General features: G+C 41.5%; 19 protein-coding genes. 2 read left to right on the forward strand and 17 right to left on the reverse strand.

From position 1 onward, the window contains the following. Positions 1-26: 26 nt before the first annotated feature. On the reverse strand, positions 27-1,250 hold the full coding sequence (locus AYJ08_RS19655; RefSeq protein ID WP_064019113.1) for an MDR family MFS transporter: 1,224 nt from the start codon (positions 1,248-1,250) through the stop codon (positions 27-29). Positions 1,251-1,469: 219 nt separating this feature from the next. Between AYJ08_RS19655 and AYJ08_RS19660 the strand changes: the two genes are divergently transcribed. Then, a complete protein-coding gene (locus AYJ08_RS19660) occupies positions 1,470-2,525 on the forward strand; it encodes a ketoacyl-ACP synthase III (protein WP_064019114.1) in 1,056 nt (351 codons plus the stop codon). A 37-nt stretch (positions 2,526-2,562) separates the two neighbouring features. Here the strand turns inward: AYJ08_RS19660 and AYJ08_RS19665 are convergent, their stop codons facing one another. The 15 genes from AYJ08_RS19665 to AYJ08_RS19735 form a co-directional block, all read right to left on the reverse strand. Beyond that, positions 2,563-3,258, reverse strand: a complete 696-nt coding sequence (locus AYJ08_RS19665; protein ID WP_064019115.1) for an SdpI family protein — start codon at positions 3,256-3,258, stop codon at positions 2,563-2,565. A gap of 71 nt (positions 3,259-3,329) precedes the next feature. Then, the gene (locus AYJ08_RS19670; protein WP_064019116.1) at positions 3,330-4,169 is read right to left on the reverse strand and encodes a YtnP family quorum-quenching lactonase; all 840 of its coding nucleotides are present in this window, start codon (positions 4,167-4,169) and stop codon (positions 3,330-3,332) included. A 249-nt stretch (positions 4,170-4,418) separates the two neighbouring features. Then, positions 4,419-4,715 (reverse strand): hypothetical protein, encoded by a 297-nt coding sequence (locus AYJ08_RS19675; RefSeq protein ID WP_031412369.1) that lies wholly within the window; start codon positions 4,713-4,715, stop codon positions 4,419-4,421. Between the two features lie 627 nt (positions 4,716-5,342). Then, positions 5,343-6,011, reverse strand: a complete 669-nt coding sequence (locus AYJ08_RS19680) for an MgtC/SapB family protein (protein ID WP_064019117.1) — start codon at positions 6,009-6,011, stop codon at positions 5,343-5,345. Positions 6,012-6,132: 121 nt separating this feature from the next. Continuing rightward, positions 6,133-7,644: a hypothetical protein gene (locus tag AYJ08_RS19685; RefSeq protein ID WP_064019118.1), complete on the reverse strand. Its 1,512-nt coding sequence runs from the start codon at positions 7,642-7,644 to the stop codon at positions 6,133-6,135. Between the two features lie 683 nt (positions 7,645-8,327). Beyond that, positions 8,328-9,239, reverse strand: coding sequence for a BadF/BadG/BcrA/BcrD ATPase family protein (locus AYJ08_RS19690; protein ID WP_064019119.1), 912 nt, complete (start codon positions 9,237-9,239; stop codon positions 8,328-8,330). 19 nt (positions 9,240-9,258) lie between these two features. Further along, on the reverse strand, positions 9,259-10,347 hold the full coding sequence (locus AYJ08_RS19695) for a DUF871 domain-containing protein (RefSeq protein ID WP_064019120.1): 1,089 nt from the start codon (positions 10,345-10,347) through the stop codon (positions 9,259-9,261). A gap of 17 nt (positions 10,348-10,364) precedes the next feature. Continuing rightward, positions 10,365-10,712: a PTS lactose/cellobiose transporter subunit IIA gene (locus AYJ08_RS19700; protein ID WP_031412377.1), complete on the reverse strand. Its 348-nt coding sequence runs from the start codon at positions 10,710-10,712 to the stop codon at positions 10,365-10,367. Between the two features lie 37 nt (positions 10,713-10,749). Further along, on the reverse strand, positions 10,750-11,904 hold the full coding sequence (gene anmK, locus AYJ08_RS19705; protein ID WP_064019121.1) for an anhydro-N-acetylmuramic acid kinase AnmK: 1,155 nt from the start codon (positions 11,902-11,904) through the stop codon (positions 10,750-10,752). Positions 11,905-11,906: 2 nt separating this feature from the next. Then, entirely contained in the window at positions 11,907-13,238 is a 1,332-nt protein-coding gene (locus tag AYJ08_RS19710) for a 6-phospho-beta-glucosidase (protein ID WP_064019122.1), read from the reverse strand. 77 nt (positions 13,239-13,315) lie between these two features. Then, positions 13,316-13,603: a hypothetical protein gene (locus tag AYJ08_RS19715; protein WP_064019123.1), complete on the reverse strand. Its 288-nt coding sequence runs from the start codon at positions 13,601-13,603 to the stop codon at positions 13,316-13,318. Between the two features lie 170 nt (positions 13,604-13,773). Continuing rightward, positions 13,774-15,051 (reverse strand): PTS sugar transporter subunit IIC, encoded by a 1,278-nt coding sequence (locus tag AYJ08_RS19720; protein ID WP_064019124.1) that lies wholly within the window; start codon positions 15,049-15,051, stop codon positions 13,774-13,776. Between the two features lie 63 nt (positions 15,052-15,114). Beyond that, positions 15,115-15,420, reverse strand: a complete 306-nt coding sequence (locus tag AYJ08_RS19725) for a PTS sugar transporter subunit IIB (protein ID WP_031412381.1) — start codon at positions 15,418-15,420, stop codon at positions 15,115-15,117. A 229-nt stretch (positions 15,421-15,649) separates the two neighbouring features. After that, a complete protein-coding gene (murQ, locus tag AYJ08_RS19730) occupies positions 15,650-16,549 on the reverse strand; it encodes an N-acetylmuramic acid 6-phosphate etherase (RefSeq protein WP_064019125.1) in 900 nt (299 codons plus the stop codon). A gap of 174 nt (positions 16,550-16,723) precedes the next feature. Then, the gene (locus tag AYJ08_RS19735; protein WP_064019126.1) at positions 16,724-17,575 is read right to left on the reverse strand and encodes a MurR/RpiR family transcriptional regulator; all 852 of its coding nucleotides are present in this window, start codon (positions 17,573-17,575) and stop codon (positions 16,724-16,726) included. A gap of 237 nt (positions 17,576-17,812) precedes the next feature. Here AYJ08_RS19735 and AYJ08_RS19740 point away from each other — a divergent pair, with 237 nt between their 5' ends. After that, positions 17,813-19,195, forward strand: a complete 1,383-nt coding sequence (locus tag AYJ08_RS19740; RefSeq protein WP_064019127.1) for a hypothetical protein — start codon at positions 17,813-17,815, stop codon at positions 19,193-19,195. A gap of 253 nt (positions 19,196-19,448) precedes the next feature. Here the strand turns inward: AYJ08_RS19740 and AYJ08_RS19745 are convergent, their stop codons facing one another. Continuing rightward, positions 19,449-20,450: a M23 family metallopeptidase gene (locus AYJ08_RS19745; RefSeq protein ID WP_064019128.1), complete on the reverse strand. Its 1,002-nt coding sequence runs from the start codon at positions 20,448-20,450 to the stop codon at positions 19,449-19,451. Positions 20,451-20,658: the final 208 nt, after the last annotated feature.

The raw sequence follows: 20,658 nt of genomic DNA on the forward strand, positions 1-20,658 counted from the left end.
CAGTTTTTTTATTTGTATTCATTTTCCTACCGAGTCATCGTCATAGCTTGACCTGTACGAGCAGTATAGCAGTTGCGTCCTAGAGTATAGAACAAAATACTGAAAAGCGAGATACAGGAGATAACCGTAAACATAATTGTTCCATTGTATATTCCCAGTATATATCCTCCTAGCACCGGCCCTAAAAATTGTCCTAAATTATGAAAGCTTTGGGCGCCAAAATAAGTTCCTCGCATCCCCTCAGGTGCTAAATAGTCAATAAAAACGGTGGAAGCAGGGAAGGTTAAAATCTCCCCAATGGTAAAGATGCACATGGAAATCATAAAAGTCAGCCAACTCGATGAAATCCCGAAGCCTAGCAATCCCATCGCATACATGATGGTTCCCGTTACAAGACTAAACAACGGGGTCTTTTTTTCGGCCCATCTGGATAAAGGAAGCTGCAAAGCAACCACCACTATGGCATTTAAGCTCATCAGATATGAAAATAGGATGGCTCCGTCAACGAACATTCCCTGAACGAATTGGGATAGGGTTACAGTCATTTGAGAATAGCCCACTGATACCAGAATGCCACCGACAATAAAGTAGCGTAACGCGACATCCTGACGTACCACATTCCAGGCCGAAGCAAATGTAATTTTTTCTTTCTTTTGACCCTCAATTTGTTTTATGCCAAATTTATGTAACAAAAATTGCAGGCTGATGACATAGAGCAAATAGATCATGGCCGTAACAATAAACGGGAGAGCCCCGCCTAGTAATGCTAAATAAGCCCCAAGCAAAGGACCCACGGAAACACCAATGTTTATAGCCAGATAACGCATGGAAAAAACTCGAAAGCGTCGCTCTGGCTCTGTTAAATCTGCCATGAGCGCTTGCGATACAGGCTCGTAAAAGGAACGGCAAAATCCCGCCAAAATGTTAAGCAAAATAAAAAAGATTGCGCTTTTTCCAATCGCAAATCCTAAAAAAACAAGTACCCAGGTATACAATGCCCACAGCATAATTCTCCTTCGTCCAAATAAATCAGATAACGTTCCTGCAATAAATCCTCCCACTGTAGATGCCAGAGGACCAGCCCCAATAGTAATTCCAATCATGACCGGACTCAGATCAGTTGTCTTGGATAAATGAATAGCCAAAAATGGCATACTCATAGAACTAGCAGCTCGCACAAAAATCGTACCGATAAGTAAGGAGTGTATTATAGGGTGAAATTCTTGCCAGTATGCTCGTAGTCTGTTCATCTTTTACTCCCCTTTATCTATCTTTATCTCTTTGTGATAAACCAAATTGTAGGAATATTCAAATGAAAAGTCAATGACAGCTCCCTATTCTTCTATATGAAAAATTTGATTAGGATTATCTAAATCTTTAATGGGGATAAACTATTGACTTTCTTAATTTAGTACCTGATACTATTATCAGATACTAAATTAATTCACGTAAGAAATGGGGTCATATTGATGTCGGCTTACTCGAATCCTTTTTCCAATTCTACCTCACCTGATTTTGGGTCGCCTGCTTTGTCGTCTAAAGCCCGTATCACAGCTATAGGGTCTTACGTTCCAAACAAGCGACTCACTAATTTTGATTTAGAAAAATTAGTAGAGACTAGCGATGAATGGATTGTTAGAAGAACTGGCATGCGAGAGCGACGCATAGCTGAACCCGACCAATTTACAAGCGATCTTTGCCTACGAGCTGTTCAGCATTTGCAGCAAGCATATGATAAAGAAATAGAGGATGTTGATTTCATTCTTGTATGTACGACCACCCCAGACTATCCTTTTCCCAGTGTAGCTAGCCAACTACAGGCTAAGCTATCAATTCGTTTTGCTGGAGCGCTTGATGTAAATGCCACATGTGCTGGTTTTGTCTATGGACTACATCTAGCTAATTCTCTGATAAGCAGTGGTCTGCATAAAAAAATTCTTGTGGTAGCCGGAGAGACATTATCAAAAGTGACTGATTACTCCGACCGTAATACCTGTGTTTTGTTTGGGGATGGCGCTGGTGCAGTACTTGTTGAACGTGATGAACAGAATCCTAGCTTCCTGCATTCCTTTATGAGCAGTAATGGTAATGGCGGGATTCATTTATACCGTTCAGGTCTCTCTAATCAAATGGGGGATGTAGAGCTGCTTGGAAAGGGAAATATCTATCAAAATGGTCGGGAATTATATAAGTGGGTAGTCTCTCAATTGCCTCAGGGAATGCACCAACTGGTTGAGGCAAGTAATTTCTCATTACTGGATGTAGATTGGTTCGTGCCACACAGCGCTAATTTACGCATGATTGAGTCGATATGCGAAAAAAGCGGATTTCCGTTAGAGCGAACGCTGCACAGTTTGGAATATTTCGGAAATACCTCCTGCGCTACTATCCCGCTCGCTTTAGATATGGCTTTATCAAACGAGCAAATTAAACAAAACGACACGGCTATTCTTTACGGTTTTGGCGGCGGTTTAGTTCAAGCGGCTTCGCTTGTGCGTCTGTCTTTAGATAAACGTCAGGATTAATTTAAACGAGATGTAAAAAAGCCATCCCCATCGAAGCCTAAGCTTCTAGGGATGGCTTATTCTGTTTTCCTTTACCTCGTCGGAAATATAAGTAGGAATAAATATAGGTAGATAGAATCGTTAGGCACACGGAAGAAACGATTAACAATAAGCCCAACCATCCTGGCAAATACGGACATAACAGATAGACTACACCTGTCAGCATCCAGAATACGGACAATTTACGATGAGTATGAACCCAAACCTCCTGTTCTGTTTTCGTCCAGGACGTACGCATACCCAACGGATGCAGATACGATATCCATGGCAACAAATAGCCATAAACTAACAAAATAATACCTACTATAATCATGCTATACATTTCGATGCCTATCGGAATAAATAAATTTTGCAATATCAATAAGCAATATATTGTACTAAATATTACTGCTTGAGCTATTCGTAATAAATCAAAGCAAATCTCCATCTGTCTCGTCTGTCGCTCACGTTGGCGAGAAATCGTAATAAATGCTCGTAACAAAATGGGAGCAATGATTAGGACAAGACTAAAAATAAGGAGAAACAGCAGCTTATCCTGATAGTATCCGGTCTCATCCCCTATCCTCATCGCTACTAACAGCTTATCGGGCATTTGGGTGTAAAAACCGATCGCCGCAATAATTGGAGACAAAGTGATCAGCACTAGCATAAAGTCAAGCCAATACCACACTCTTTGCGTACGATGCAATTGCATGTTGTTTCACCGCCATTCTTCCTATTAAAAACCTGCCTCTATTCTTTTAGAGGGGGAAAAACTAGTGATTATTAGATGGGTATGGATTGAAGCATCTCACCTTGGTCATTCCATTTCACTGCTCGATACTTGGCATCATGGTAAAATGTAAACCACGCTTGTTGGGCTATCATTTCCTTCAACCACTTTTCCTTAGCATAGATAGAGGTCATTGGATAATCATCATAGGCCATGACCCATAGCGGGTTCTGATGTGCATGCGTAGGCATAATATCTGCCATATGGCAAGCCTTCTCACCCTTACTTTCGAACAAAATAATAGCATGTCCATCACTGTGGCCACCCGTATGCACCATTTTTATGCCTGGAACAACCTCTTTTTGGCCGGCATACGTGCAAACCTGCTTCTCGATGGGGCGCCAATTGTCCTCCCAATACGTGTTTTTAGACCTGATATTAGGAGATCGCATTTCATTCCATTCAATTTCGTTGATATAAATAGTAGCATTAGGAAATGTGGAATAGAGACTGCCATCCTCTGCCACACTTACTAATCCGTTCGCATGATCATAGTGCATGTGGGTCATTAGGACCAAATCAATGTCTTCAAATTGCAACCCGACTTCTTGAAGAGATTCCGACAATTCCGATTCCTCAACCAGTCCAAAGTTACGTTTTTGTTTCTCATTTAAGCGATTTGTCCCCATTCCCGATTCGATCAGTATATTTTTTCCGTGGACTTGTACAAGAATTGGATCAGAACGGAGTGGAATTTGATTCTGTTCATTAGAAGGGTAGCGTTTACTCCACAAAGCCTTTGGGACAACTCCAAACATCGCTCCACCGTCTAACTGGGTCATTCCACCTCTCATCCACGTTAGCTTACAATCACCAATTTGCAGTGTATTCATGCTACTCCTCCTCTAACCCATTTCTCACGCGAAACTCTTATCTCTACGTTACACCAAGTCAGCTTTCTGGTAAAGAAAACTTCCTTGATTAGATTGATTTGTGGATAAACCTGAAAAATTTTGTAGGTAAGGAAAGCCTGATAAATTAAAATCTATGACACAACCAACAAATTATTCCTAGCTGTTAAACATCCACGAAAAGAAAGGCACCCGATGAGGGGTGCCTATGTTACATATAGACTATTGTACCTACTTTTCTTGAAAAACAACCGTTTTTGATAACCCAATTATTTCTACTGCATAATCACTAGATACTGCTTCCATGATAAATTGAAATTCTCCATTTGATCTGCGCAAGATCATTTGTGCTATTTTTTCTGACTTCTTAAACAAACTGATAGCATGGTCATTTTCTGGATAGCCATCCCTCGTTGCTATGAATCGACAACCTGCAGGCAAACAGAATCTCCAACCTTTTACTCGAATATTCTGCTGTTGTGCATGAAGAAAATGACGCTTCCCTAATAATATCATGTGTTCGCCCATTTCCACGCCACCTTCACCCTAAAGGGCTATTAAAGTTATTTTTATTGTGCAATGAAATCGTTAGAAAAGGAAGTGCTTCGACAAAAACTCCAATAAAGCGACAGCATAAGTAAAACACTGTAAATCCTTTACATTTACAGCTAAATTTATGAAATAAGCGAACAATCACTCCTTACTAGGCTCATCGAATCTGTTACTTGCAGGAGTATAAAACCTATCTTATGTATCTATTTCCAAAATTTATATAAGAGTTTTTTTTATGATCTCCTAAACATAATCATCTGGAAGGGGGAATTGTAGGAAAGCTTGTTTTCATTTACTGAAAATTCATTTTTGTATTTCTTTTTTCTAACCAATTTTTTTCTTTATCGTTCGACATTTTCCTCTCATTTCGAGCATTTTTTCATTATCAATTTTTTGCTATTATATTTTTCCAGCGTCACTTCTTTTTACTTCCTCTCGTGACATATCTACAAAAGGATTATTGATAACTTTCTCAAAAAATCCAATTATTACGTTTGAGAAAATACGAATAACCAAGTAAACTAAATCATGGATAGTCTGATATCCGCAAGTATTTGCCCGCCCAAAACATGCAGATCGGCGGGCATTTTTTTATTCCTAGGTTTATTTATCCATACGTACAAATGTAACCCCGCTCATATCTTGGATTTCTAGTAGCATGTGATTGATTTCTGTAGAGAGTTGTGCTTGAATCTGCAAATCAAGCATTGTTTTTGAGTTCTCTTCTTCATCAGGCATTTCCACCTGATAGGTCGTTATTTTAACACCATTATTTGCCAATTTATCAATCACATCCCGTACGTGATTTTGTCCTTGCAAATGAACCACGAGACGCATTGTTTTTGGAAATAGCAATTGCAAGCTGCGATCTAGAATTTCCAATCCAATCAATACGAGGATTGTGGCACAAAATCCGATGCCATACATACCTGAACCAATAGCAAGCCCAATACCTGCTGTTGCCCACAAGCCTGCTGCTGTTGTTAAACCACGAATCGATTGTTTTTGCACTAAAATAGTTCCCGCTCCCAGAAAGCCAATTCCGCTCACCACATTGGCTGCAATCCGACTTGGGTCTAGCTTGACAGAATCCCCCAAAACATCAAAAAAAGCATATTTAGAAACAATCATGATCAATGAACTGCCCACTGCTACAAGGAAATGCGTGCGCAATCCCGCTGCTTTCTGTCTACTTTTACGCTCAAATCCGATAAGTGCCCCACATAAGCCCCCAACAAATAAACGCAAGAGTAACTCCCATTCCATCGCCATCCCCCCTCTCTTCTCTATACCCTTATATGCAGTCCGTTAAAACCAGATCAGTGTCATAGTAAAAAGAGCAAAAAATCTGACTCTCGTGTGGAGAATCAGACTATATGCAGCTACCCTTCCTCTAATTCGGTTCTAAAACATAGGAATATGGCACATGTAAAAAGGAAAGTAAACGATTTTGCCCCTCTTCCTCCTGAACCATTTGAAGAATTTCGCTGAGCTCCTTTTGGACAGACTCATACCGAAGTTCGTGCTGCTGCTCTGATTCCGCATTTGTTTCATACTCCATTATCCAACCTGCCACTTGCTTTGCTACAGGGAAAAGGGCCTTCTGAATTTTCATATAGCTCATTGATAATTGGTGCTGATTTTGTTCGAAAAGCTGTTCAGAGCGCTGTTCCAAATATCCACGAATCTCCGCCAAGCGAGACAGTAATTCTCTTAATTTCCATAGTTGCTTATGCTGCTTTCGTTGCTTTGAATCTAGAAGTGGGAACGGATCGCTGGATAGTAGGGCTTGCAAGTCTGGCCACGGCTTTTTCTGAAGTGATTCCTCCAGCTTTTTCATGCAATACGCATCAGCAGGAAGCAGTTCTACCGTTTCTCTGAAGGCAGGTAAGGTATTTCGCGCATAGCTTTTCACTCCCCAATCGCTATGAGCTTGCAGGGCTTTCACAAAAGAAAAACAATGTGGATCTAATAATTCCAGTTCTCGCTCGCTTACCTCATGAGTAGACAAAATTGTTTGTTTAACGGTGTTATCTGGTATCTGAGAATGTCCTTCCCCCAATTGCATTCCTCTCTTCACATAAGTCCGCAATGTATCACCTGTCAAAGAGGAATCCTCATTTCCTTGATAAAGCTGGATACGGAAGGCGGCAAATTCTTCAAAGCCCTGCAGATTCCCGTATCCATCATCAATGATATGCAAATCGGCCTGTACTTCCATTAGCTCACTTAGTACCTGCTCTTCTAATGCGTAGATACATCCCTCGATGTGAGTCCAATAGCTTCTACATTCCGCCTCTGAACCCAATACCCTTTGATAGACATCATGAAATAAGAGAATATGAGCAATTTCATGAAAATAATTTTGAAACGGAAACTTGAGATTTTCTCCCCGGAGATAGGAGCCTGCATTCTGATAGATTTTCCCGTGCTCAGGACGAAACAGTGTAGGTAAGGTGGAATCTACATCTAAAAAGAGTTCAATGCCCGCATTATAGCTATTAGCCCATATAGCTAGGTAAGTTGGACTTAGCAGGAGGGCTATAGAATGGTTGGTAATTTGTACAGGTAGATTAAAGTGAAGACCATTCGTCTCTTCCTGCAAGGATAACCACGTCATCCCTACTGCCAAAGCCTGATACAACGCAAATTCACCCTGTACAACCGAGTGTCTCGCATAAAGCTGTAGCTGTCTAAGGCAATTCGTGACACCTTCTGCTTCATATGTATATTGTTGTTGAAACTGTTCAAGGCCCTCTACAAAATCCTCGTGTTCAATCGTCAAAAATACATTAATTCCATCTACCCAGAAGTCCGATCCTATTTTCGACTCCAACCATTCATCCGTCTGATGTGCTAGCTTACGTAGTTCCTCATAACGCTGTAGCATTTGAGGGGAATTCATTTTATCCTATCCCTTCTTCAAATTGATAGAAATGCTTTTCGTCCGATAACAAAACAAGAGCACGCGTCAAACCATACGTGCTCTTGCCTTACACATTAAAGCTTACAAACTCCGGTAATAATTGGATGTGCCATCCCTTTAAGTTCAGCTACTTTTTCATTGTTGACCGTAATTTTTACAACTTTTTTCACAGCAAAACCCTCCTTTACGTTGAAAGTTCATTTTACTTTTAAAAAAAGCACTGCTTTACAAGCAAACGTCAACAACTACACGCCACATTAACTCTTTCATTTGCTTTACATTCTTGTTATCCGAGAGTTCTACTTTTACTACTTTTTTCATCATTTACATCCTCCTTATAACCAGATTTATATGATAGGAGTGATAACTATCAATACAGACATTATGGCGGATAATTCTGAACATTTCAATAATATTACATTTTTTTTATATTATACTAGCTTTGGCAGACGAATTACATCAAGTAACATATATAGAGAGACTAAGGCATGGAAATGTTTAGAGAACAACTATTACATACAAATAAGAATTGAAATAGGCCAATGAAAATAAAAACGGAGCGATAGAAGGACAAATTCCTGTCTACTACTCCGGCTTATCATGCTTTTTACTTGCTTTTTTATCTGTATTTGGCCTTACCCGGCAGTTTTGCTCCTCATGCTCTACCGTTTTTGCTCATTCATCGCTTGCAGGGCCAAATAATAAGCCCCTTTTGAAGAACAAATCTCATCTATAACAAATACGGGGTCTGGTATATATTTTTTTACCTCTTCGTAAAACGCCTCTTGCACAAGCGCAATTTTGGTCAAGACACTGCCCTTTAAAGCAATGGAAACAGGCGGTTCAAACCTGAATTTATGGTACAAACGGATCGTTATTTGAGCCAAATGCTCTCCCGCCCTTTGTAGAATTCGTTGAGCATTTGGTTCGCCAGCTTCCGCTTCTCTCACAACTAAGGGGGTTAGGGCTGCTATTTTATCCTTTGAAGAAGAATAGACAAAGTCTTTGATCTGTGCTGTCTTTTGGATTTTCAAATATTCGACCAGTCTCTGGCCTAATGAGCTGTGTTCAAGTCCACACTCTTCCTCTAGGATTAATTGACGCAGAGCTTCCATTCCAATCCAATATCCACTACCTTCGTCACCTAGTAGATGCCCCCATCCTCCCGTCATTAAGCTTTGACCTTGATGTACTCCAAGCGCTACCGCTCCCGTACCTGCGATGGTCAAAATGCCATCTTGCCCTTGCAAGCAAGCCGCATGAGCAATTCGGGCGTCATTTGTGATCGTGAGAGGTATTCCAAAACGCTCTTGTAGACTCGTTTCCACTACTTCCCGATGTGTTCCGCTCTGAATACCGGCTAGCCCTAAAAATAAATAGGCACATTCACAATCGTCTATGATTGCACTCTGACATTGTTCAATGGCTTTTATGATATGTGCGATAGCTGTCTCTCTATGCACTAGAACATTACCGTATCCGCTTTCTGCCCTTGCAAGCTCTGCTCCTTGAAAATTGTAGGCTACCGCTATTGTTTTCGTTCCCCCGCCATCAACTCCAATGATATAGGCCACTTTTCTTCACTCACCTTACTTACGCTTTTTCAACAAACGCAAATTTTCCCCATGGCTGTAATTGATCCAATAAGAAAATTTCTTCTTCCGCAATACGGCCAACCACATTGGTCTTCCCTGAATTCTCCATATCCTGCAAGGCAAGTTGCAATTCTCCTTTGTACTGTCCATATAGATTGTTTTCAATTAAAATATCTCCACGGCGGATATGCGGTGTATTGGATGGCGGAAAATCCTCCTGCTTGTATTTCACGCGAGATTGTGTGGATCGAATTAGGTAATCGGACACGTCCCCGCGATAGAAATGTGGCTCTTCTACTACAATCTTTTTCTCAAGAGGCGTAATGCTGTCATGTAACTGGACCCTAAAAGTTAATTTATGAGGATTCACTTCGCTTACTTCACGTAGCTCTGATTCTGACGCATAAGCATTTGCAATAATGATATCGTCAATCAGCCCCATTGAATACAGGTGCTTTACCTGTGTAGCGATAGGAAGCGTACGGTGCATTTCCAGTGAGCAAAGCCCCTCAGTGACTGGCCACGGACCAAATGTAGCTGCCGTCGAGGTAACAAACGCCGCTGTTCGAATTCCTTTTTCTTTAAATTGGCGGCTACAAGCTTCAAAATGCTTCAATGACAAGCCTGAATAGCGATGCGGATAAAAGTTATGTGAGCCAAGTATATTATCTACTTGAGGCTGGTACGCCATAATATTGTCAATATACTTCGTTCCGCTGCTCATATTCAATTCAATTTTTAACCTATACGGATTATAGGTCATCATCGCTTCCTCATGACCGGTAAATCCCATATCAAGACGAATGCCATAAGCCCCTAGACGATGGAAAAAGGATAGATCATCATAGGAAATGCCCAGTTTACCAAAAACACGCGGTGCTATATCCACGATGACTTGCATATCTAGGCTATTGGCGAAATCAATGGTTTCTTTAAATTCCTGCACAATTGTCTCAGCATCCCCTTCAACAGACAATAGGCAAGTAAAAATCCGTGTAAAGCCATGTTGATGCGCTAGTGCAATATACGCTTTGTCCTTCTCGACTGTACTATGCTCCGGGTAAATAGAGATACCTAGCTGATGCATATCAAACCCTCCTTTGTCTATTTTGAGGTTTCTGCTTTTACTTTTTGTAAAATACGAATCATATGCTCAATCAGCTTTTGCTCACTCATTGAGGTCATAAGATGGTCTTGTGCATGAATCATTAGCAGTGTTTTCTCCGCAGGTGTGCCGTTTAATTCAGCCTGAATCAAATCCGTTTGCGTGTGGTGAGCAAGTGTCAATTCTTCCTGCGCCTGCTTCATCAGCTCAGCAGCTTTTTCAAAGTTATACTCTTCGGCTGCTGACAAGGCTTCAAAAGCCAGACCACGAGCATTTCCACTATGGACAATAATTTCAAAAATGACCGTCTCATTGTTATTGATTTCGTTGTTCGTTTCGTTTTGCATGCTGATCCACTCCCATTCATATCATGATTCCTCTTCTTTACACGCTTCTAGGAGGATACGTTACATTCCCCAAAATAACAGGCTCCCGAGCTCCTGTAGCAGTTGGCACATTACTTGGCAGGCGGTGAAACGTTTCATGGGCCAATAAAGCAAATGCAACTGCTTCCTTAGCCTCGGACGACAATCCGACATCCTCCTGTGTGATAACCCTGCATGTATTTCCCAACTGTTGTTGCAGCATGGAGAGTAGCGTTTTGTTATAGCTGCCGCCACCCCCAATAATCACCTCATCCACCTGCAATGTGGGAAAAATATAATTTTTGTAATGATAAGCAATCGAGCTAGCTGTAAACATCGTCATGGTAGCAAGTAAATCGTATGGGGATAGATGAGTATTTTCACGTATGATTTTTTCAACAAACTGCTTACCAAATAGCTCTCTACCCGTGGATTTAGGCGGTTGCAGCTGCATATATTCGATGCTCATGCATTGTGTAAGCAAATCCTCATCCACTACTCCTTGAGCCGCCCATTTTCCATCCTGATCATAAGCTGTATCGAATAGGATTCTGCACAGCTCGTCGATAATCATGTTACCAGGGCCTGTATCAAAGGCATACACATCCTGTAACTGAGCGGCTTTAGGAATGACGGTTACATTGCCGATCCCACCAATGTTTTGCAACAGCCGCGACTTCTCCTGATCTCGGTACATGATCAGCTCGGTGTAGGGGACCAGAGGAGCTCCCTGTCCTCCTGCAGCCATGTCCATGGTACGAAAATTGGAGATGACGGTTGTATTGGTACGATAGGCAATTACGGCAGGCTCACCGATCTGCAAAGTAGACGCTACATATGGTCCCTCTGACTGAGGCTGATGATAAATCGTTTGACCATGAGAACCAATGACAGAAATACTGGCAAAATCAAGCTGATTTTGTTTACAAATAACTTCTACAGCGTCTGCAAATAATTCTCCGAGTTTAAAGTTAAGGCTGCAAATGACCTGTACGTTCGAGCGTTCAAGTGACAAACTGTCCATAATTTCGTCGCGCACAGACTGAGTAAATGGAAGCGTCATAAAATCAAGTAGCTTAACCTGTGAATCATAGCCCTTTCCCTGAATATCGACCAGTGCTACATCAATGCCATCCAAAGAGGTACCTGACATAAGTCCGATCACATAAGCCATAATTAAGCTTGCTCCTCTTTAAAAAATTGAGGCAGATAATCACGATGAGCCTCTAACAAATCATCTAGCACAGCCTTAGCTTTTTCATCGCTTGGCACTAAAGGATTAATAGTCAATGCCAGCAAGGCTTTCTCATAAGAACCAGTCACCGCCGCCTCTGCACCTACCCGCTCAAACGATTTGATCTGTTGAACAAGTCCATTAATAGCTGTAGGTAACTCGCCTACTGTGATTGGTTTTGGCCCTTCCTTCGTAACAATGCAATTTACTTCGATTGCTGAATCATGAGGAATCCCCTGAATGGTTCCATTGTTTCTAACATTTAATGTCTGAATATCATTTGTTCCATTATACAGAGAGGAGATAAGACTACAAGCGGCATCACTATAATACGCACCACCGCGTTTTTCCAACTGTGGAGGTTTGATTTGTAGCTGTTCATCCCGGTATAGCTCAAAGAGATCGTCTTCCAATCGTTTTACCACCTCTGCTCGCGTGGTTCCTGATTCGAATGCTTTTAATTCCTCAGCTAAAATATCCTGTGTCTTATAGTAGTACCGATGATATGGGCATGGGATTACGCCTAATGCTTGCAGGAAAGCTGGCTCCCAAGGCATTGGAGCGATATTGCGCATAGATAATTGTTTCTCTGGGTCAGCCAACATGTGCAGGACCTGCTTGGTTACATCCTCCCCATCAACTGTAGCGCGAAGTCCATATACAAGATGGTTAAGTCCGGCAAAATCAATGTGAAGTCGTCCTACATCAATATCAAGCATCTTTGCTATCGTCATCTTTGTGGTAATCGGTACGTTGCAAATACCAATGACCTTAGAATGCTTACCATAACGCAATAGAGCTTCGGTTACCATGCCAGCCGGATTGGTAAAGTTAATCAGCCATGCATTCGGGCATAGCTCTTGCATATCCTCGGCAATTTGTAGCAGTACAGGTATCGTACGCAGTCCCTTACATAATCCACCTGCTCCATTGGTTTCCTGGCCAATCATTCCATGCATTAATGGAATTCGTTCATCCTTAATCCGCGCTTCCAATAATCCAACCCGCATTTGTGTCGTAACAAAATCGGCGTCCCGTAAAGCTTCCCTGCGATCCAATGTTAGATGAATCTCCATCGGTACACCCGCTTTTTTGACCATACGTTTAGCTAATTCACCAACAATGTGTAGCTTCTCTCGCCCTTCCTGGATATCTACCAGCCATAATTCACGGATTGGCATCTCATTGTATCTCTTAATAAAGCCTTCCACCAGCTCCGGAGTATAGCTAGAGCCTCCTCCGATTGTTACAATCTTAATCCCTTTTTTACTCATCTTGCTTTCTCCTCTCTGTCCCATTTCTCCTATACTTGTCCGCAGATTTCTAGTCTTTTGAGGAAATAATGGCAAGCTTAGTACAAGTACACGAGATAATAACTAGCCGCCGTACAAACTGCTAATGAACCGATGATAAATGTGATAGCCTGCCTATGATTTTTATATTTGCCTTCAAAGTAAAGCATAACGATACTGACGCCTGCGCCTCCAGCCAAGCTATTTACTAGAAATAGACTCGCTCGCTGGGATAGTCCCAACCACATCAGAAACGGGGTAAGCAGCAAATTTAAGCCCACCAAAAACGTAAAAAAGAAAAAAGCGCTTTTCCAACGAAATCTAATAAGCTTGTTGCTCTCCTCCATTGTCCATTCCTCCCCTATATGCAAAACGACACTATCAGACAACAAGAACGTAATCTGAGTAGAATGTTACTCATTTATCATGTATGCTTCTCCAGCAAAAGAGACGTGGACAAAGAATGCCATAAGCTCCCTTTGCTCCACGTCCCCCCTTTCTTTATCTTACATGATGTCTAAATTGTCGCTGTTTCCTCAGCTTCTCTTTCTTGGTCCACTACTTTTTTGTCATACATTTTAAAGAATGGAATGTAGATCAGGAAGGAAATCAGGATATTCATTACGACCAGAATAATGGCTCTCCAATCTCCACCCGTAGCCAGATACGCTCCAATCGGTGCTGGCAGTGTCCACGGTACCATAATGTAGGTCGGATTCACCAAGCCAAGCACAGTGGCATAATACGACAAGGAAGCCGTAATAACAGGAACGATAACGAAAGGTATAATCAGCACTGGATTTAACACAATCGGCATCCCGAAAATCACGGGTTCATTAATATTGAAGATCCCCGGTACAATGACGGTTTTTCCTAATGTCTTGTGATAGTTTGATTTGGCAAATAACAGCATGCATAGGACAAGACCAAGTGTCGCACCTGATCCTCCAACCCAAACAAACCATTGAAAGAATGTTTCAGGTGCCACATGCGGAATCGCTTGACCAGCGGCTACTGCCTCCGCATTTTTGGCCAAATACACTTCCCATAGTGGACGAGCAATCGTCCCTACAATGGAAACCCCATGAATACCAAATGCCCAGAAGAACGTAATTAAAATAACGGGAATTAGTATACCAGGTAAGCTATCTCCTGCTTTTACTAACGGTGCAATAATTTTATCAACAAGTCCATGTAAATCAATTTTAAAGACAACCGTAATGATTGTCATGATCAGAAGCACGACTGCTACCGGGATCAATGCTTCAAAAGAACGTAGCAGGGAAGGCGGCACCTGTTCTGGAAGCTTGATCATCAAATTGCGCTGTTTACAGAAGCGCAATACCTCTACAGCAAAAATAGAAGCAAGCATCGCTACGAACAAGCCGTGTCCACCTAGATTGGTCATTGGAAGAACAAAGCCTGCTCCATCCATCACTTTAGGTGCAATCGTCATGAGAAATGCCATGATTGCTAATTGTGAACCTGCCAAAGGATCAAGATTGTAGCTCTTCGCCAGATTATGCCCGATCCCAAAGGAAATGTAGAGTGACATGATAAACATCGTCATACGGTATGGAATAAGAATTTGACCCGCATTTTCCTTTGCCCACATTGTGATTGCCCAATCTTGCGGCAACGGTGGGAAAGCAATAATTAAGAAGAAACTTCCTACGATAATAAACGGTAAAGCGGAGATAACCCCGTCGCGGATTGCACGTAAATGGCGTTGTTCAGCGATACGAGCAATAGGACCTGACAAGTGTTTATCTAGAAATTGTACAAAAGCGTCCATGTCTTACTTCCCCCTTTACTCCCTGCGGACATCCTCTTTACAAGAAATGTTCTAGGTGTCTGATTACTTTGCTACTTCCTGTACTTTTTTAAATAATGTTGCTCCACCAAGTGGTGTGTAGCCCTGAGGCGGAATCAGTTCGCACGGCACTCCTGCTGCATCCGCTTCTTGTTTTAACTGTTCAAAACGATGACGTACCTGAGGAGCTACCATGGCTACATTCCAGCCATTTTTCACTTCCTCAGCAAATTCTTGTGTACTGACAGCCTTCACTTCCATTTCGATCCCATGCTTATCTGCTTCTTTTTTGAGAGCGTTTACCACAATAGCACTGGACATCCCTGCGGAACATACGAATAATACCTTCATTACGATTCCTCCTTTTGCATGTATGAAAGTTTTTTGTAACCTTTACTAAAATAAAGCACTAGCTTTCAAGAGCGGGGGAAGCTCTTGGACATCAGCAGGTAGGTTTTATACAAGCATGATGAATGAAATGCTTTTCGATACCTGCTTTCTACCTGCCTTTAGTGTTACACCCCACTATGCATGTTGTCGAATCTATTTGTTTATAATGGTTGTATTTTTACTTGCGACACTATTCTGATGATTGTTGCAGGGCGTGCTGAACAAATCCCTCATACTTTTGCAAACGCTCCAGCGCCTCTTCATATTCACATGCAGCTAATATCATCACGATTGCTGCTTTTACATTCTTGTTAGCCTTTTCATAGAATTCAGTAGCTTGCACGTAGCTAACCTCTGTTGCTTGCATAATAATTCGCTTGGAACGTTCCACTAGCTTTAGATTAGTTGGCTGAACATCTACCATCAGGTTTTTATACACTTTGCCAACGCCAATCATCGAGCAGGTGGAGATCATATTTAATACTAGCTTCTGTGCTGTTCCCGCCTTTAATCGAGTGGAGCCCGTCAAAATTTCAGGACCTGGAACTACCTCGATAGCTACATGAGCAAAACGACTAATCTCCGCACCCTTATTACAAGCAAGACTGGCTGTGCTGGCTCCTGCACTGCTCGCATACTGGAGAGCGCCGATAACATAAGGTGTGCGTCCGCTGGCTGCAATCCCGATAACGGTGTCTTTGTCTGTTAATCCAATGGCTTGCAAATCATTTTTAGCAAGCTCCGCATTATCCTCGGCACCTTCCACCGCAACGACAAAAGCCTCTTTTCCCCCAGCAATCAATCCTTGTACCATCTCAAAATCAGTACCAAAAGTAGGAGGGCATTCCACTGCATCCAGAATTCCTAATCGTCCGCTGGTACCGGCCCCTATATAAATGAGTCTTCCGCCTTGTTTAAAAGAGCGAATTACTAGCTGAATGGCTCTTTCAATCTGCTCCAGCTCAGCAGCAATGGCACGTGGTACCTTTTGATCTTCCTCATTCATGATTTGCAACACGTTTAGGATCGTCATCTGGTCCAAATTCATCGTTCTATCATTACGTGTCTCTGTTACCAATTTCTCCAGCATGCGCTCACCTTCTGCTCCTATTTTGTTTCCGCTTTCATTTTACCACTTTGAAATAAAACGTCAATTATTTTATTTATTTTATGAATCAACATTTCAATACAAAATAAAAAAATAGGTAGTAAGAGAGCAAGGATGCAGCATAAAGGCAAGCATCCGCGCACCTAATCTCCCCTCCTACCTGCTAGACCGTAATACCTCTTCACGAATTTCATTAAAGTTCTCAATAACTGTTTCCCCTATTCGATTAAACACACTGACATATAAGGCATCCACAATCGTTAAGTGCATAATTCTGGAAGCAAAACTGCCTACACGAAAATCCTGTTCAATATTTGGCGTACACAGCTTAATGTCGGCTTCTTTATACAAAAGAGATTTCGTTAAATTGGTAATAGCGATAACCGTCACCTGCTTCTTTTTAGCGAAACGTACGATTTCCAGCACCTCTTTGGTATTCCCGCTTACAGAAATAGCGATTAGTACCCCTCCTTTTTTCATATTGGACACCACAGGAAGCATCATATGAAAATCGGTGGTCATCTCTGAGTAATAGCCAATTTTTCTAAATTTATGACAACCATCCAAGGACACCACCGAGGAGCCACCTACACCATAAAAGATGACACTCTTCGTCTGTAAAATAGCCTCTACCGCTTTTTCTAATTCCCGTCTGTCAAGAGAAGTGGATATTTCCTCAATAGCAGTCTTATTGTGATACTGGACTTTTTGAAATAATTCATAGGGCTCGTCCTGCTTTTTAATAATGGAGAAGTCGCTCATATTCATGTCTGAGCGAGTTAAATCTCGAACTAGCGCCAGCTTAAACGCCTGAAAGCTGCTCATCCCAATTGATTTACAAAACCGAACGACACTAGCTTCGCTTGCGCCTGATTGCTTGGAAATTTGTTTTGTTGTCATGGTTGGAATTAATTCGGCATGATTCACAATATAGCTCGCTACTTTTCTCTCTGCCTGCGTAAAGCTGCTTAATTGGCTTTCAATCTTATTTATAATCATGGAATGCATCTCATTCGCCCCCGTTCTTCTCTAGTTTTACCACATCTTACCTAGTTTGTAATAGTAGAAACCCATAAGATTTTCGTTTTTCGCACATAACATAAAATCTCTTCGAAAAAATCATCATTAAATTTTTATCTTTCATTCAAAAAAATGTAATAAATAATATATGGAATATTTTTACATTTATTGATAATATAGTATTTAAGCTATTAACTTCATCACAAAGGGAGGTTTGTTATTCAAATGGTGAAAAAAGTGTTATTATCTGTTGCTCTCCTCTTTACGACCGCTTTTAGTAGTAGTGTAGGCTTTGCCAAGGAAGTCATTGAAGAGAAAAAGCCGGACAAGCCCCAAATTAAAGAAGTAGAGTTAGGCTCAGAAAAGCTAGGAAAACCTTTGGGAGAAAAGCTAGTTGTTGAGGAAGGTGCAGAAAAACTACTTGATCCTGAAGAAAAAACAGTGGACATTGATGATTCTCTCTCCGCCCCCAAAAAGAAAAAATCCGCTACCGCCGAAGCTGAGGCAGAAAATACGGACGCAAATAACGCTAAGGCAATCACCATCGACTCCATTCACTCTGGCACCATCAATAAGGAAGGCGAGATCAGATGGTATGCCTTCTATAATACTACTCCTGGAAAATTAACCGTCTTCCTTCAAACAGTTCGCTCCACTGACGTGAATTATGATCTGCATCTCTTTAAATTAAATGAGCAAACCATGAAGCTTGAAGAAGAAACAATCTCCTCCTATCAAGAGGGGAAAAACGAACAGGTTGCCCGCATCGCCCCTGAAGGATATTACTACATAGCCGTAAATTCCGTTAAAGGCTTTGATACGGCTAATACCTTTGCTCTCGTAGTCAAGCACTCCACTACCTATGACAAATCTGAACCCGATGACAATGCATGGCTCGCTCAGGAAAAAGATTCCACCACCTTTACCAATACCCAAACGATTGATAATCCATTCGATGAAGATTGGAGCTACTTCCACGTACTAGAACCAAAATCACTCTCTGTCACCCTGCAAAATCAGATTTCAGGTACCGTTTATCGTGCAGATATATTAGATGCAGCAGCAAATGTACTCCTGAGCCTCGATCAAAACAAACAGTATCTCGTTAATTTCCCGAAAGGTGACTACTTTATTCGCGTTCTCTCTTCATCAGGCTACAGTGATTCTCAGACCTATACATTAAATGTTAAAGACCAATCAGTAGCGAGCTCTGTAGTAATCAACAACATTAACTCAGATGGAGGTGTGGAAGGCTTAGTCGATTATTCTCAAGGGAAAAAATGGAGAATTAAAAATAATATTACCGTCCATGGAAAAGCATACGATGCCAATGGCTACCCGGCTTATAATGTTCCCATTACGGTGTATGTCGTGACACGTCTTAATAATACGGTCTATTCAGGCACAGGAACAGCCGATGCCAATGGAAACTTTAGTATCGCCGTGAACGGAATTGGCCCGGCTATCGGTCAGAACACCCACTACCTCTACTTGTCTATACACTATTATGATGTGATTCCGCTTGTAGTGGCTAGTGGATCAACGAAGCTAAATTCTAATGTAGACAGTGTCTATCACTTCGCTTACTCGATTTATAATAGAAGCTAATTCTCCTAGCTGTGTAGATAAAAAACGTAGCAAGAAGCTGTATACTTATGCTTCTTGCTACGTTTTCCTTCTGTCTTACAATCACCGTTAATACGTGATGTTATTTTGTTTCTCTGATAAACCCTTCCGATCCATAGATGGAAAAACAATTTTGCCCCATTTTTATGACAAAAAAACTGCCGAGATATCTCGACAGCTTTCACTTGGTTGCTAGATATTCTTATGTTATCTTCAGCCCTTACTTCGTTAAAATCTACGAGCCTTTTTTCATGTATTCGCCGCGAATCGGATTCGCATTCCCTTCCCACTTAATTCGAATGGACTTATTATTCATAACCTCAGGTGAGTTAGAAACTTGAAAATGAATATGTGCTTCACTAGAATTACCTGAATTTCCGCACAATCCAATGACCTCGCCGCGTTTCACCTTATCTCCTGCTTTTACTGTAAGAGAGCCTGTTTTTAAATGGGCAGTGACACTATACTCGCCATTTCCATGGTCTATAATCACATGGTTACCAAGCAGTTCTGTTTTATTCGTTGTGCCAACGGGTACGTTATCAGGGATTTTATTTTCCACCTTCACTACCTTGCCATCCGCCGCAGCACTCACCTCCTGCCCGTAAGCATAGTAGCTTTCATTCTTAGACGGGTCACCCTGATAGGTCTTGCCATCCTTCATGATAACCAAATCGTAAGCATAACGCTGATTTTCTTGCTCATAATGGTAGTTAAATAATTCGTTTGTCCCTCCCCAAAAGACAAACCAATCCTGTTTGACAGGGGGAGTAAAGACGTTTTTTGTAAAGGCCTGATCCGTTTGTGGAAAAGCCTTTAGTGGTATAATTTTTAGCCCATTAATTTTTTGTTGCTGGTCAAATATAGCACTTAATCCCTTTGTACCACTTTGATCCAGCCATAGATATTGCTGATAACCATTTCCTATTGGTACATCAGCCTGTAACGTATAGCCTGTTATTCCCTCCTGAAAAGGATGGGCGAGTTGTTTCAATTCCTCTGAGCTTACTTGCTGCTGAAATTCCTTGGTCATTTGTGCATGGATTCGTTCATACTCCTCGTGTAAAAATACTTCACCTAATTGCTTCGGCTCGATCGGCTGCATGATGCTTCCCGTCTCCTTTTTTTGCACTACTTCTGTTTTCTCAGGCTGATGAACCACCGGCTGCCCGCAAGCAGTGAGACTGACTCCCAGCGCGGCTGCTAAAAGGATAGGCGGGTAAATAGATCGTTTCATAAATAGACCCCTCTCGAAATTTTCTTTTTTAACCTTATCAGAAGAACATTATCCCTCTCGAAACTCTTCCTTACGAGTAGCTTACTTTGTACGCTTGTCCTCTTCCTGTTCTTCTTTATTCGTTAAGACTGAGTTAAGATCGCGTGTCTAAAATCCCGAGAAAATCATGGTATGATAAACCCTAGAAGCAGTCCGGAGAGGATATATA

Origin of the sequence: Brevibacillus sp. SKDU10 (genome assembly GCF_001645205.1) — a bacterium.
In the GTDB taxonomy this organism is placed as follows: Bacteria; Bacillota; Bacilli; order Brevibacillales; family Brevibacillaceae; genus Brevibacillus_B; species Brevibacillus_B halotolerans.